The organism is Pseudarthrobacter scleromae (assembly GCF_014644515.1).
Classification (GTDB): Bacteria; Actinomycetota; Actinomycetes; order Actinomycetales; family Micrococcaceae; genus Arthrobacter; species Arthrobacter scleromae.
Map to the genome: position 1 here is coordinate 35,619 of NZ_BMKV01000002.1, position 13,259 is coordinate 48,877.

Sequence of the window (13,259 nt, forward strand, 5' to 3'; positions counted from 1 at the left end):
ACCAGACAGGTTTGCCATGATCCGCTTGGACAACATCGAAGTTTCCTTTGGTGATTTCACCGCCATCCCGGGCCTTGACCTGCACGTACTCCCGGGGGAGTTCTTCACCCTCCTGGGGCCGTCCGGCTGCGGGAAGACGACGGCGCTGCGCACGCTGGCGGGCTTCATCCAGCCTTCCAACGGCACAGTGCGCGTTGACGGCAAGGACGTCACCCGGCTTCCCAGCGACAAGAGGCAGGTGGGCATGGTGTTCCAGAACTATGCCCTCTTCCCCAGCATGAGCGTGTGGGAAAACATCGCTTTCGGGCTGCGGGTCCGGAAGGAGAAACCTGCGGACAGCGACCGCCTGGTCCGGGACATTGCCCGGCGGGTGGAACTCAGCGATGAGCAGCTGTCCAAGAACGTCGCTGAACTGTCCGGCGGGCAGCAGCAGCGCGTGGCGGTGGCGAGGGCCCTGGTGCTGCGGCCCAAAATCCTCCTGTTGGACGAGCCGCTGTCCAACCTGGACGCCAAGCTGCGCCACCAGCTCCGCCAGCAGCTCAAGGACCTGCAGAGCGAATTCGGGATCACCACGGTGTACGTCACCCATGACCAGGACGAGGCCCTGGCCATGAGCGACCGCGTAGCCGTGTTCAACAAGGGCGTGGTGGAGCAGGTGGGGACGCCGCAGGAGATCTACGACCATTCAGCTACCGAATTCGTCTGCAACTTCATCGGGGACAGCTCTGCCCTGACGCCGGAGTTCGTGGCGGAGCTGAACCGGCTTTCAGGGGCGGGGCTCAGCCCGGACGCCAATTCCTACCTGCGGGTGGAAAAGGCGTCCCTGAGCCCCGCGCCTGAAGGGGGCGCCGCCGTCGGACTTCCCGGCACGGTGGTGTCCCGCACGTACCACGGCCTGCACAGCCGGTACGTGGTGCGCAGCCACGGCGCCGACATCCGCCTCCTGGTGAAGGAAGAAGGCGGAGCCCACCACGAACCCGGCACCGAAACCACGGTCTACCTCCAGCCTGCCCACGTTCTGCAGTACCACCCCGATACAGGCGCCGCCCTTCGGCAGCGGGACCCGGCAGCAGTCCTGCCATGAGCAGCACGGCGGTTCGCGCCATGGTCCGCTCCCCCTTCGTGCTGATCGTGGGGGCCGTCCTGACCTGGTTCATCGCGGCGTTCCTGGTCTGGCCCAATATCAACGTCCTGATCGCGACGTTCTTCCCGGACGGCAGCTTCTCCGGGCGGGCCGCGGAAAAGCTCTTCTCGTCCCAGCGCGCCATGAAGGCGCTGGGCAACAGCTTCCTGCTGGCGGTGGCCTTGTCCATCACGGTGAACCTGGTGGGTGTGTTCATTGTCCTGGTGACGCACTACTTCCGGATCCGCGGTTCCAGGATCCTTTTCCTGGGCTATGCGTCCACCTTCATCTACGGCGGCATCGTCCTGGCTGCCGGATACAAGTTCATCTACGGGGACAAGGGAATTGTCACGTCCCTGCTGGTCAAGGTCTTTCCCGGCATGGACCCCGCGTGGTTCTCCGGTTTCTTCGCCGTCCTGGTGGTGATGACGTTCGCCACCACCACCAACCACATGCTGTTCGTGGCCAACGCCCTGAAAGGCGTTGACTACCAGACCATTGAAGCGGCCCGGAACCTGGGGGCGTCCACCTGGACCATCCTGCGGCGGATCGTGCTGCCGATGCTCAAGCCGACCCTGTTCGCCGTTACCATCCTGTCCTTCCTGACCGGGCTCGGCGCCCTGAGCGCTCCGCAGGTGCTCGGCGGACGCGACTTCCAGACCATCACCCCGATGATCCTGACGTTCACCAACAGCCCCACCTCGCGGGACCTGGCGGCGCTGCTGGCCGTGATCCTGGGCCTGGCCACCATCCTGATGCTCGCCGTGATGTCCCGGCTGGAAAAGGGCGGTACGTACTTTTCGGTGTCCAAAGTCTCCTCGGCGCTGCAGAAGCAGGACATCACCAACCCTGTGGCCAACGTGGTGGTCCACGCAGTGGCCTACCTGCTGTTTGCCGTGTACACGCTGCCGGTGGTGCTGATTGTGCTGTACTCCTTTGCCGACGGCGCCGCGATCCAGACGGGCGAGCTGGCGTTCGGCAGCCTCACGCTCGAGAACTACCAGCGGGTCCTGACCCAGCAGTCCGGGCTGCGGCCGTTCATCGTGAGCGTGGTGTACAGCGCCCTGGCGGCATTGATCGCCGTGGGCGGGCTCCTGTTTGTGGCCCGGCTGCTGCAAAAGTACAAGAACTGGGTTGCCTCGGTCTTCGAATACCTGCTCCACATTCCGTGGATCCTGCCGTCCGCGCTCCTGGCCCTGGGCCTCATCATCAGCTACGACCACCCCAATCCCCTGGTGGGCGGGGCAGTCCTCACCGGGACCACCGTGATCCTGCTGATCGCTTTCGTCACAGTCAAGATCCCGTTCACGCTGCGCATGCTCAAGGCGTCCTTCGCCTCGGTCAACTCCTCCTTGGAGGAGGCTGCGGCCATCATGGGCGCCAAGACCCTGTACGTCTTCCGGCGGATCCTCCTGCCGCTGGTGCTCCCGGCGGCCGCCGCCATCACGGCGCTGAACTTTAACAGCCTGCTGGACGACTACGACACCGCGATCTTCCTGGCCCACCCCCTGGTCCAGCCGCTGGGCCTGGTCATCAAGGCCAATACCGACGGCGCGGAGGGCGTGGACGGAGTCGCCAACACGTTCGTCTACACGGTGCTGCTGATGGTCATCACCGGTGTGACCATGTACCTCGTCTATGGCCGCTCCAGCAGGGAGCGGTCCCGGAAGAAGAAGCTGCCGGCCGTCCCGCCGGCCTCCCAGGCTCCCGGTCCGGGGCTTCCGGGAACGCCGGTGGCCGGGGAGGACGCGCCGCGGCCTGCAGCTCCCGTGCGCTGATCAGCCGGCGGAACCGCTGACGACGGCGGCGCGGGCGTTCCGCCGTCGGGCCAGCTTGAGGAGGCCGTCACGCAGCGGCTGGGCACCGTCCGCAAAGGCGACGCGCCCCATGGCAGAGGACGCCAGGCTGAGGGCCCGGGTCCTTGGCCGACGCTGCCGGTCGTAGGCACGCAGTGCGTGGCCTTCGGGCAGCGTGTTGAGGAGGTCAGCCAGTGTTACGGCATCCACCAGCGACTCGCAGGCGCCGCGCCCCAGGGTGGGCAGCATGGCGTGGGCGGCATCGCCGATGAGCACGGTCCGCCCGCGGACGTAGGAGCCAAGATGCGGAACTGTCCAGATCCGCTGGACCAGGCATGCTTCGGGCGTGGCTGCGGCCAGCGTGCGGCGGATGGCGGGCGCGTGGCTGGAATAGCGCTCCCGGGCGTATTCCAGGGCTGATGCTGCGTCAATTCCGTACGGGCCCATCGCGGACCGGTAGCTGGCCCACCAGAAGGACCCTCCCCGGGCGGCAGCCATGCCGAACAGGTCGCCTCGGCCCCAGTATTCGCCCACCTCGTCGGGGCTGACCGGAGCAGGCAGGGTCCCGCGGAGGGCGAGGTACGGGGTGAGGCGGGCATCCGTTCCGGCGCCCCAGACTTCCCGCCGGACTGCGCTGTGCACGCCGTCAGCACCGACCACCAGGCTGCCGTCGCCGGGAAGAGACCGGACGTTGCTGGTGATCCGGCGGACGGCTCCCGGGACGGCCCCGTCCAGCAACCGCAGCAGATCAACCCGGGAGATGCCGAACATCTCCCCCGCGTTGATGGTGATCCAGGGCTCTCCCTGGGCGTCACGGACCGATCCGCTGCCGAGCACCGGGCTGACCGCCCGCGCCTCTTCAAGGATTCCCAGCCTCGCGAGCGCACGTTGGGCGTTGGGCCACATCCCCAGCGCGTGGCCCACGCCCGGCAGTTCGGGCCGCTTCTCATACACCGTCACCTGGAACCGGCTGTGGTCCAGGCCCGCGGCCAGCGCCAGGCCGGCGATGCCGCCGCCAACAATCGAAATTGTCTCCATGCAGATGATTTTACTACTTTTGTAGTGATCCGGTAGGGGTCAATTACACTGGGCCCATGCCTGACCGCCGGACCCAGCTCCTTGATGCCGCCCTGGCCGTCGTGGCTGACAAGGGAATGAAGGGCCTTACCCACCGGGCCGTGGACGCCGCCGCACAGGTGGCGGAAGGGACCACCTCCAACTATTTCCGCAACCGAACCGCCCTGGTGGAAGCGGTGCTGGACCGCCTGGAGCACCTGGACACCCAGCTGCTCCGGGACCAGGGAGCGGCTGGTCCGCCGCGGAACCTCGAGGAACTTGCGGGCCAATTGGCTTCCATGCTGCTGGCGCTGGCCGGCGAGCACGCGGGCCTGACCCGCGCCCGGCTGGCCCTTTCGCTGGACCGGCCGGAAGCGGTGACTGCCGGGCATTTCCGGCTTGTGGGCGGCCTGGTCCCGGCCCTCACCGCGCTGGGGGTGGCCGATGCGGCCGCCCGGGCACGGGACCTGGCGGATTATGGCGACGGCGTCCTGCTCCACCTGCTCACGGTCAGGCGGGACGAGCGGCCTGATGCCGCGTCCATCGCAGCCGCAGTCCGCCGGCTGCTCGCCCCCTAAGGCGCCTCCCGCCGTCGCCCCTTTCCCCGGAACGTGTCAGGCGTGGCCGGGCCAGCCGGTGTAGGCCTCCGCCAGGTAGGCCATGCCGTGCCTGGACGACACCACGGAGTTGAGCTCGCCGAGCTGGCGTGCCCGGGAGAAGTCGTCCGCATCGGCGGGGGTGTGCAGCATGGTGGTCATCCAGTAGGAGAACTGCTGCGCCTTCCACACCCGCTCCAGGGCGCGGTCGCTGAAGGAGTCCAGCAGGTGGTCAGAGCCAGAGTTGTAATGGGTGTCCAGACCCTCGAAGAGCATCTTGACGTCGTGGATGGCGAGGTTGAGGCCTTTGGCGCCGGTGGGCGGGACCGTGTGGGCGGCGTCACCGGCGAGGAACAGGTTGCCGTGGCGCATGGGCGTATGAACGAAGCTGCGGAAGGGCAGGACCATCTTGTCGATGACCGGGCCCTCCTTGAGCTCAAAACCGTTGCCGTTGACCCTGCTGCGGAACTCCGCCCAGATCCGGTCGTCATCCCACTCCGCCACGTTCTCCTTGGGGTCGCACTGGAAGTACATGCGCTGGACGGTCTCGGTCCGCTGGCTGATCAGGGCAAAGCCGTTGCCGGAGTTGGCGTAGATCAGCTCGTCAGCGCTGCGCGGAGCCTCGGCCAGGATGCCGAACCAGGCAAACGGGTACTCGTGGAAGTACCACTTGCGGCTGGCCTCGGGGATCTGGAAGCGGCAGTGGCTGCGGGACCCGTCCGCACCCACCAGGAAGTCGGCCTGGATCTCACACTCCACCCCTTCGGAGTCCGTGAACCAGACCTTTGGCTTCCCTTCCAGGTCATGCACGGTGGTGTCCGTGACGCTGTAGCGGACGTCCCCGCCGTCGGCCTTCCTGCGGGCGGCGAGGTCCAGGAACACGTCGGTTTGCGGGTAGAGCCAGACGGACTCCCCCACCAGGTCCTTGAAGTCCACGCGGTGGCTCTCGCCGTTGAACCGCAGTTCGATGCCGTCGTGCCGGTCGCCGTCGCGCAGCACCCGGTCCGAGGCGCCGCTGTCCACGAGCATGTTGACGGTGCCGTGCTCCAGGATGCCCGCCCGGACGGTTTCCGAGATGTCCTTGTGGCTGCGGACTTCAATGACGGTGGACTCGATGCCGGCCTTGGCCAGCAGGTGGGACAGCATCAGGCCGGCAGGGCCTGCGCCCATGATGGCCACCTGGGTGGTGATGATGGTGCGGGGCATGGCTTCTCGCTTCGTTGCGGGGCCGCTGCTGCGCGGCCGTGTGATGCTTCTGCCAACAGTGTGCGCTCCGACAGGTGAGCGGCGTTACATGGATTCCATTCAACGGAAGCATCTGGAAGCTGAGTGGCCGGCTAAGCGTCGTTCAGCCTGCGCGCAATGCCCCTGGCTGCTGTCTGCAGTGCGGGCACCAGTGCCTGCAGGCGCATCTCGCGCAACGGGACCACGACGCCGAGCGAGGCCACCGCGCGCTGGCGGGCGTCCAGCACGGGGACGGCGATCCCCCAGGTGTCCGGGTCCACCACGCCCTTCAGCTGGGCAAAGCCCTGGTGGAACGTCTCGCTGAGCAGCACCCGGACAGCGTCGGTGGAGACCTTCCCGTCCGGGTCCGCAAACTGGTCCAGGTACTGGCTTTGCAGATGCCTGTCCTGGTGGGCCATCAGCGCAAGTCCCGCGGATGAGGTGTGGACGGGCATCCGGCCGGCCACCCTGGCCCGGTTGGCCACGGACCCGCGGCGGGACAGCCGTTCAACAAAAAGCGCATCCCAGCCATCCAGCACGGCCAGGTTCACATTCTGGTTGAGGACCTGCTGGATGTCCTCCATGAACGGCATGGCCGCCTGCCGCAGGGCAAGGGTGGGTGCGGTGCGGTTGACCAGTTCCCAGAGCCGCAGGCCGGGGCGCACCAGGCCGCCGGGACCGGCGTCCAGGAGGCCATGGTCCGCGAGCTGGCGGACCAGCCGGTGGGCAGTGGTGAGCGGCAGGCCCGCGCGCTCCGCCAGTTCGGACAGCTGCAGGGCGCTGACATCCTCGGGGAAGGCGGAGAGCAATCGGACAATGCGGTCCACCACCGAATCACCCGAGGCAGAGTTCGCCACCGCACGCAGCCTTCCGTTGAATGGGACGTTTCCAGCCTACCTTCGCGGCAGCAGCGGCGGCTAAGGCACGTCGGCCGGGGCCGCCGTCGTGCGTCCGCGGAAACGGCGCCACGCGCCGGGGGCCAGGACCACGGCGATGCCGACGGCGGCGCCGATCACCGTTTCAATGATGCGGTCCCGGAGCAGGATGGTCGGCGAGGAGGGAACCACGAGGAGGGTGGACACCAGAGCCAAGGGCGTGACGAAAATCTGGGCCAGCAGATACTGCCGGATGATGAACATCTCGGCGCCGAACTGGCACAGCGCCATGACCAGGACGGTCTGCCAGGGCTGCAGGCCCAGCAGCAGGATGCCCGCCATCACCACCAGCCCCAGCACCGTGCCAATGATTCTCTGCACCCCGCGGCGGACCCGGTGCCGGGTGGTGTGGCCCACCAGCGGCACGACGGCGGCCACCATGGCCCAATAGTTGTGGCCGAACCCGAGGCGGCTGCCGGCCCAGGTGGCCAGTGCACCGGCCAGGCCTGCAGCCACCAGGTAGCCCAGGCCCTCAAGCAGGGCAGCACGCTTTTCGTCGGGCGTGCGGCGGATGGGGCGCGGCCGGGACCATGCTGCCCGGCGGCTGGGCAGGATCCGGGAGGAGAACCCGATCAGCAGGCAGAAGGCGGTGGTGAGGGCGGCCACCAGCATGCCCTCCCACAGCGGCGGCTGGTTGGGGATGGAGGCAATGGCCGCGAACGCAAAGATGTGGAAGAGGGACCCGGCCGGGCGCAGGCGGAACCACGCGATTGCCACCGAACAGCCGCCCGCCACCAGCGTGGTGGCCAGGACCAGGAGCCACGTGGTCCCGGCCGGGTCCAGACCCAAGGCTCCTCCGGTCCGGGCAGCGAGCGCTGCGAGGAGGATGACCAGCAGCATCAGCAGGCCGGCCCGCAGCTGCAGCGCGAAGCGGATGCCGTGGGGTTCGCCGCGGCCGTAGATGCCGGTGAAAGCCCCAAAGGACGCGAAGATGGCGAGGTCCAGCCGGCCCAGAAGCACCAGCGTGAAGAGCGGAACGAAGACCCCCACCGCGCACCTCAGGGCCGGGTGGTGGTCCTTGTTGGCGGGGGCAATGCTGAACATCTCGGTGAGCATCTTCACGTGGAATGGGGCCTTCCTGCGGTGCCGGGCGTCTGGGATGTGTTTCTGGTGAGACGGGCGGCCGCGCTGACGTTCCATCAAAAATCCTACGCCCGGGGATGCTTCGCACGATCGGAACGGCCGGGCAACACCGCCGAAACAGCACCACGCGATCCTTGGACCATGAAGCCCGGTGCAAGCAAGACTCCCGCGTCTGAACTGAGCTGCGAAGTGTGCGGCCTGATGCCCGAACCAACAAGGACCCGGCTGACCCTGGCCAACGTGGCCGTGATGCTGCCGATCGAGCTCCTGGTCCACGCCCTGGTGGTGGACACCCAGCTTTCCTACCTGGCCAAGGTGCTTGTGTTGACTGTCACCGCCACCGTCCTGGTGATTTGGGTGGCTGAGCCCTCCGCGGCGCGGGTGCTTCGCGGATGGCTGCATGCACCGGCGCTGCGGCACCGGCGCCGGCTCACTGGGGCGCCGGCGTTGTGGCGGGCACGCACCGTCCTGCAGGATGAGCCGGGGGCGCTGCAGAAAGTCACCAAGGCCCTGGCCCGCCTGGAGACCAACATCCTGAGCATCCACGTCCACCCGGTGGCCGGCGGCGTACTGGACGAGTTTGTGCTGTCCACGCCCGGCGATGTGGACGAATACCAGCTCCTGGAGGCACTGCACCTGGCCGGCGGCACACACTCCCACGTCTGGCCAACCACCGCACTGGCGATGGCGGACGGGCAGACAAAGGCGCTGAGCCTTGCGGCGCGGATCGCTGATGCGCAAGACGAGCTTCCGCTGGCCGTGGCCGAGCTGCTGCGGGCACGGGTTCTTTCCCCTGCCGAGGCGCTGCTGGAAAGGCACGACGCCGGCACCCGGCTTAAGATCCCGACGGCCTGGCACGGCCCCATCACCTTTGCCCGGCCCGGGGAACCGTTCACTCCCGCGGAGTCAGCCCGCGCCCACCGGCTCGCGGAGCTCGCCGAAATCCTGGCGCACCGGCCCGCCCCGTCCCCTCCCAACTAGGTAGTTGAAAATTACATCCGGAGGGTAAGGGCTGCCGGTTCCATGGTCATGACCACGTGCTTGCTCTGCCCTTCGTGGTCGCCGTCAAGCTGGTAGTCGTCCTTGTGTTCCAAGGTGATCTCCACGGTCTTGCCCTGGAAGTACTCTACGGCTGTGTCCTTCCCCCGGCCCTTGCCGATCATCCCGGCAAGCACCGAGAGCCAGCCCAGCTTGCCGTGGTGGGGCGCCAGCACGGCAACGTCCAGCAGTCCGTCGTCCACCTTTGCTTCGGGGAAGATTTCCAGGCCGCCCTGGACCTTGCCGCAGTTGCCCACCATGACGCTGCGGACACCGCGGCGGACAGCCGGCTTCCCGTCGATCACAATGGTGGCCTTGACCGGCTTGCCGGGCAGGTTCCGGATACCGGCGTCCACGTAGGCCAGCCAGCCCACCTTGTCCTTCAGTTCCTCGTTGGTGTCGGCCATGATGGTGGCGTCGTACCCCACCCCGGCCATCACCAGGAACAGCTGCTCCATGTCCGGGTCGCTGCGGCGGGCACGGACCACGTCGATCTTCTGCTCGGTGCCGATCAGGGCCCCGGCCATGGCGCCGTCGTAATCAGTGACGTCCATGCCAAGGTTGCGGGCCAGGAGGTTGCCGGTACCCAGCGGGAGCAGCCCCATGGGCACGTCCCCGCCGGACAGTACCTCGGCGACGCACCGTACGGTCCCGTCGCCGCCGGCGGCGATCACGATGTCCGCCCCCTGCGCGAGTGCTTCCTTGGCCTGGCCGACGCCGGGATCCTCCTTGGTGGTTTCGAACCAGAGCGGCTCGCCCCACCCGTTCTCCACGCAGTGCTTTGCCACCAGGCCACGCACATCGATGTCCACGGGCTTGGCGGGATTGACGATGATTGCGGCGCGCTGGGGTGAAGTGGAGCTGTTGGCAGTCATGGTGTCCTCTGGTGGCAAATGAAAAGGCTACTTCTGTGAGAAGACTAGCCTGCCCCGCCCGGGGTTCGGCGCAGGCCGGCAGCAGCCTCGCAGTGGGTACGCGGCTAGAGTGCTTTGACGGCCCCGAGCACCTGGGCCAGCGAGTCCTTGGCGTCGCCGAACAGCAGCGACGTCTGCGGCTCGTACAGCAGGTCATTCTCGATCCCGGCGAACCCGGGACGCATGGAACGCTTGAGGAACACCACCTGCCGGGCATCCGCCACTTCCAGGATGGGCATGCCATAAATAGGTGAGCCGGCAGACGTCTTGGCTGCCGGATTCACGACGTCGTTCGCACCCACCACCAGCGCCACATCCGCCGTTTTGAACTCCGGGTTGATCTCCCCCATTTCCTTGAGCGACTCGTACGGCACGTTGGCCTCGGCCAGCAGCACGTTCATGTGTCCGGGCATCCGGCCGGCCACGGGGTGGATGGCAAAGTCCACCTCGATGCCGCGGCTTTCCAGGGCCTGCGCGAGCTCGGCCGCGGTGTGCTGGCCCTGGGCAACGGCCAGCCCATAGCCGGGAACAATGATGACGCGCTGCGCGTAGCCGAGCAGGACTGCAACGTCCTCCGCGCTGGAGGAACGGACGGGACGTTCGCTCACGGCGGTGGATCCCGCCGTCGAACTTCCCCTGAACGCGCCGAACAGGATGCCCGCCACGCTGCGGCCCATCGCCGCCGCCATGGCCCGGGTGAGGATGGTGCCCGAGGCGCCCACCAGGGTGCCGGCCACCACCAGCAGCACGTTGCCCAGCACCAGGCCGGAGGCGGCCACGGCAAGGCCGGTGAAGGCGTTCAGCAGCGAGATGACGATGGGGACGTCGGCCCCGCCCACCGGCAGCACCAGCAGGATTCCGGCGGCCAGTCCCAGCACCAGCAGCAGCGACGCGAGCGGAAGGGAACCGGTAAAAACGACGACGGCGGCGGCCGCCACGGCGGCGAGCAGCACCGCGGCCATCACCGCCGGGAGTCCGGGAAACACCACCGGCCGGGTGGTCATCAGTTCCTGGAGCTTCGCGAACGTGACCCCCGAACCTGCAAAGGACACGGCACCCACCAGGAGGGTGAAGACGATGGCCAGCCGCACCCAGGGATCGCCGGCATGGCTGAGTTCCAGGAGCGCCACCAGCGCTGCGGCGCCGCCGCCCACGCCGTTGAAGAGGGCCACCAGCTGCGGCATCTGGGTCATCTTGACCCGCCGGGCCACCGGGGCGGCCACGGCCGACCCCACGGCAATGGCCGCCAGGATCCACGGGATGTTCTCCAGCCGGGAGGACAGGAACACGGTGACGACGGCGATCAGGGCCCCTGCGGCGCCGATCAGGTTGCCGCGGCGGGCGGTCCGCGGGGAACTGAGCCCGCGCAGCGCCAGGATGAAGAAGACGGCGGCGACCAGGTACAGCAGCGACGTCCAGACCGGGTCCAGGAGGCTCATTTGCCGTCCGCCTTCCGGGCGGCCTGCCTGGTACCGGCCGCTTTGCGCGCATGGAACATGTGCAGCATCCGGTCGGTCACCACAAAGCCCCCCACCAGGTTGGCAGTGGCGAGGACGACGGCGAGGAGCGCCACCGCGAGCACCCAGGGGTCTGCAGCCTGGCCGGCGACGATGATGGCGCCCACCAGGATGATGCCGTGGATGGCATTGGCACCGGACATCAGCGGAGTGTGCAGGGTGCTGGAGACCTTGGACACCACCTCGAAGCCGACGAAGACGGCCAGGACCGTGATCGTCAGCAGGCTCATACCGTCCATCAGAGCGCCCCTTCCCGCCGGGAGCCGGCCCGCTCGGCCAGCAGGTCCGCCGTCGGCTGGTGCCGCACCGTGCCGTCGTGGGTGAGGCAGGCCCCGGCGACAACCTCGTCACTGAAATCGGGAGCGAGCGCACCCTCCCGGACCATCAGCACCAGCAGGTTGGCGACGTTCTTCGCGTACAGGCGCGAAGCATCCGACGCCATGGCGGAGGGTGCGTCCTTCAGGCCGACCAGCCAGACGTGGCCGGAGCCGTCAGCGGTGGGTACGGGAACGTCCTGGCCCGCCACGACGCCTTCCACGTTGCCGCCCGACTCGGCAGCGAGGTCCACAACCACCGACCCGGCCCGCATGCCCTGCACCATCTCCCGCGTGACCAGGAGCGGTGCCCGCCTGCCGGGGACGGCCGCCGTCGTAATCAGGACATCGGCCTGCGCCACATGGGGTGCCAGCAGCTGGCGCTGCCGGGTCCCGGCGTCGGAACTAAGCTGGCGGGCGTAGCCGCCGGCAGCCTCCGCCGTTTCGAGGTCCAGCCGGATGAAGGTGCCGCCCATGGAGGCTACCTCGTCCGCGGAGGCGGGGCGGATATCGTTGGCGAGGACCCGCGCGCCGAGGCGTTTCGCGGTGCCAATAGCCTGCAGGCCCGCCACCCCGGCCCCCAACACCAGGACCCGGGCGGGCGGGACGGTGCCGGCGGCGGTCATGTACAGCGGGAAGAACCGGGGCAGCCGGATGGCCGCCTCAAGGACGCAGCGGTACCCGGCCACGAGTGCCTGGGAACTGAGGGCGTCCATGGACTGGGCCCGGGAGATGCGGGGCACGAGTTCCAGGGCGAAGGATGTGACGCCGGCGTCGGCGAGCGCCTGGACGGTTGGCAGTTCGGACGACGGCGATGCGAGCCCCACGGTGGCGGCTCCCCTTTTCAGGGACCGGGCCGTGTCAGGGTCGAGGGGCCGGACGTGGGCGAGGACGTCCAGCTGGGCGGGGTCGAGCTCAGGGACAATGTGCGCACCCGCCTGGCTGTACGCGAGGTCCGGGTACCCGGCCGCCGCGCCGGCGTCTTCCTCGAGGAGTATCTCCACGCCGAGCGCCGCCAGCTGCTTGACCGTTTCCGGTGTGGCGGCCACCCGCCGTTCACCCTCCCGGCGTTCCCGCGGTATGCCCAGTTTCACCCGCTGACTCCCCTCGCTGCATGGATGCGGGAGCGCCGCCCTGCCGGGCCGTTCCTGGTTCACCTGGACCAGGTGGCTTCGCGGAGCGGCGCTGCTGCACGTAGTTGGCTTGAGTCTATGGCCCGCACCGGTGCCGCGGGAGTAGGGCGGCGTGCTTGGGTGGCAAACAGTTACCTTACGGCTGCTTGCGGCTGCTGTGTTCCCCTCCCGCCAGGCGGTAGGAATCCTGGAGCAGTTCCGCCAGCAGCTCCCCGCTGATCCCGTCCAGCCGCACCAGCACCAGCTGGGGAGAACGCTCGTGATGCGGGGTCCAGAAGAACGTCTCCGGCTCCGTTCCCGCCAGGGCCTCGCGTTCGCCAGTCTTGACGGTGAGGACTCCGGGTTCCCAGATGCGGGCCATCAGGGTCCTGGCGAACCATGCGGGCTGGCCCCAGCTCAGCCGCTCCGTGACGCCCGGCATCGCCAGGGCAATGCTGCGGACGTCGGCTTCCGTGGCCATAAGACACAGTGGCATTCCCGCCGCTCCCGGGCAAGGGCCGGCTGGTTCGCTGGTGCCGCGGGCCGGGGTG

13 protein-coding genes are annotated in these 13,259 nt (G+C 68.2%); 4 read left to right on the plus strand and 9 right to left on the minus strand.

Annotated features, from left to right (window positions below; genetic code table 11):
• The first annotated feature begins 16 nt into the window (after positions 1-16).
• Both IEX33_RS05080 and IEX33_RS05085 read left to right on the plus strand, forming a co-directional pair.
• On the plus strand, positions 17-1,084 hold the full coding sequence (locus IEX33_RS05080; RefSeq protein WP_188728294.1) for an ABC transporter ATP-binding protein: 1,068 nt from the start codon (positions 17-19) through the stop codon (positions 1,082-1,084).
• Positions 1,081-2,901, plus strand: a complete 1,821-nt coding sequence (locus IEX33_RS05085; protein WP_188728296.1) for an ABC transporter permease — start codon at positions 1,081-1,083, stop codon at positions 2,899-2,901. The genes IEX33_RS05080 and IEX33_RS05085 overlap by 4 nt, the downstream gene beginning before the upstream one ends.
• Here the strand turns inward: IEX33_RS05085 and IEX33_RS05090 are convergent, their stop codons facing one another.
• On the minus strand, positions 2,902-3,957 hold the full coding sequence (locus tag IEX33_RS05090; RefSeq protein ID WP_188728298.1) for an FAD-dependent monooxygenase: 1,056 nt from the start codon (positions 3,955-3,957) through the stop codon (positions 2,902-2,904). It lies immediately after the preceding gene.
• A 56-nt stretch (positions 3,958-4,013) separates the two neighbouring features.
• On the opposite strand from IEX33_RS05090, the gene IEX33_RS05095 reads away from it, so the two are divergent.
• Positions 4,014-4,553: a TetR/AcrR family transcriptional regulator gene (locus IEX33_RS05095; RefSeq protein WP_188728299.1), complete on the plus strand. Its 540-nt coding sequence runs from the start codon at positions 4,014-4,016 to the stop codon at positions 4,551-4,553.
• Between the two features lie 36 nt (positions 4,554-4,589).
• Here the strand turns inward: IEX33_RS05095 and IEX33_RS05100 are convergent, their stop codons facing one another.
• From IEX33_RS05100 to IEX33_RS05110, 3 genes are all read right to left on the minus strand, one after another.
• The gene (locus IEX33_RS05100) at positions 4,590-5,777 is read right to left on the minus strand and encodes a 4-hydroxybenzoate 3-monooxygenase (protein WP_188728301.1); all 1,188 of its coding nucleotides are present in this window, start codon (positions 5,775-5,777) and stop codon (positions 4,590-4,592) included.
• 131 nt (positions 5,778-5,908) lie between these two features.
• Positions 5,909-6,652, minus strand: coding sequence for an IclR family transcriptional regulator (locus IEX33_RS05105; RefSeq protein ID WP_104186903.1), 744 nt, complete (start codon positions 6,650-6,652; stop codon positions 5,909-5,911).
• A 60-nt stretch (positions 6,653-6,712) separates the two neighbouring features.
• A complete protein-coding gene (locus tag IEX33_RS05110) occupies positions 6,713-7,792 on the minus strand; it encodes an FUSC family protein (RefSeq protein ID WP_188728303.1) in 1,080 nt (359 codons plus the stop codon).
• 162 nt (positions 7,793-7,954) lie between these two features.
• Here IEX33_RS05110 and IEX33_RS05115 point away from each other — a divergent pair, with 162 nt between their 5' ends.
• Positions 7,955-8,794 (plus strand): ACT domain-containing protein, encoded by an 840-nt coding sequence (locus tag IEX33_RS05115; protein WP_188728305.1) that lies wholly within the window; start codon positions 7,955-7,957, stop codon positions 8,792-8,794.
• A gap of 11 nt (positions 8,795-8,805) precedes the next feature.
• Here the strand turns inward: IEX33_RS05115 and IEX33_RS05120 are convergent, their stop codons facing one another.
• The 5 genes from IEX33_RS05120 to IEX33_RS05140 form a co-directional block, all read right to left on the minus strand.
• Positions 8,806-9,726 carry a diacylglycerol/lipid kinase family protein gene (locus tag IEX33_RS05120; RefSeq protein WP_188728307.1) on the minus strand — a complete coding sequence of 307 codons (921 nt, stop codon included), beginning with the start codon at positions 9,724-9,726 and terminating at the stop codon, positions 8,806-8,808.
• A 104-nt stretch (positions 9,727-9,830) separates the two neighbouring features.
• Positions 9,831-11,204 carry an NAD(P)(+) transhydrogenase (Re/Si-specific) subunit beta gene (locus IEX33_RS05125; protein ID WP_188728309.1) on the minus strand — a complete coding sequence of 458 codons (1,374 nt, stop codon included), beginning with the start codon at positions 11,202-11,204 and terminating at the stop codon, positions 9,831-9,833.
• Positions 11,201-11,521, minus strand: a complete 321-nt coding sequence (locus IEX33_RS05130; RefSeq protein ID WP_188728311.1) for an NAD(P) transhydrogenase subunit alpha — start codon at positions 11,519-11,521, stop codon at positions 11,201-11,203. Before IEX33_RS05130 ends, IEX33_RS05125 begins: the two co-directional genes overlap by 4 nt.
• Positions 11,521-12,690 (minus strand): Re/Si-specific NAD(P)(+) transhydrogenase subunit alpha, encoded by a 1,170-nt coding sequence (locus IEX33_RS05135; protein ID WP_188728313.1) that lies wholly within the window; start codon positions 12,688-12,690, stop codon positions 11,521-11,523. Before IEX33_RS05135 ends, IEX33_RS05130 begins: the two co-directional genes overlap by 1 nt.
• A gap of 175 nt (positions 12,691-12,865) precedes the next feature.
• Positions 12,866-13,189 carry an MmcQ/YjbR family DNA-binding protein gene (locus IEX33_RS05140; RefSeq protein WP_188729163.1) on the minus strand — a complete coding sequence of 108 codons (324 nt, stop codon included), beginning with the start codon at positions 13,187-13,189 and terminating at the stop codon, positions 12,866-12,868.
• Between the last annotated feature and the right edge of the window lie 70 nt (positions 13,190-13,259).

Bases quoted from the DNA above. Each gene is read 5' to 3' on its own strand.
- IEX33_RS05130 (WP_188728311.1), bottom strand. From the start codon at position 11,521: ATGGACGGTATGAGCCTGCTGACGATCACGGTCCTGGCCGTCTTCGTC.
- IEX33_RS05115 (WP_188728305.1), top strand. From the start codon at position 7,955: ATGAAGCCCGGTGCAAGCAAGACTCCCGCGTCTGAACTGAGCTGCGAA.
- IEX33_RS05095 (WP_188728299.1), top strand. From the start codon at position 4,014: ATGCCTGACCGCCGGACCCAGCTCCTTGATGCCGCCCTGGCCGTCGTG.
- IEX33_RS05140 (WP_188729163.1), bottom strand. From the start codon at position 13,189: ATGGCCACGGAAGCCGACGTCCGCAGCATTGCCCTGGCGATGCCGGGC.
- IEX33_RS05085 (WP_188728296.1), top strand. From the start codon at position 1,081: ATGAGCAGCACGGCGGTTCGCGCCATGGTCCGCTCCCCCTTCGTGCTG.
- IEX33_RS05080 (WP_188728294.1), top strand. From the start codon at position 17: ATGATCCGCTTGGACAACATCGAAGTTTCCTTTGGTGATTTCACCGCC.
- IEX33_RS05090 (WP_188728298.1), bottom strand. From the start codon at position 3,957: ATGGAGACAATTTCGATTGTTGGCGGCGGCATCGCCGGCCTGGCGCTG.
- IEX33_RS05120 (WP_188728307.1), bottom strand. From the start codon at position 9,726: ATGACTGCCAACAGCTCCACTTCACCCCAGCGCGCCGCAATCATCGTC.
- IEX33_RS05100 (WP_188728301.1), bottom strand. From the start codon at position 5,777: ATGCCCCGCACCATCATCACCACCCAGGTGGCCATCATGGGCGCAGGC.
- IEX33_RS05125 (WP_188728309.1), bottom strand. From the start codon at position 11,204: ATGAGCCTCCTGGACCCGGTCTGGACGTCGCTGCTGTACCTGGTCGCC.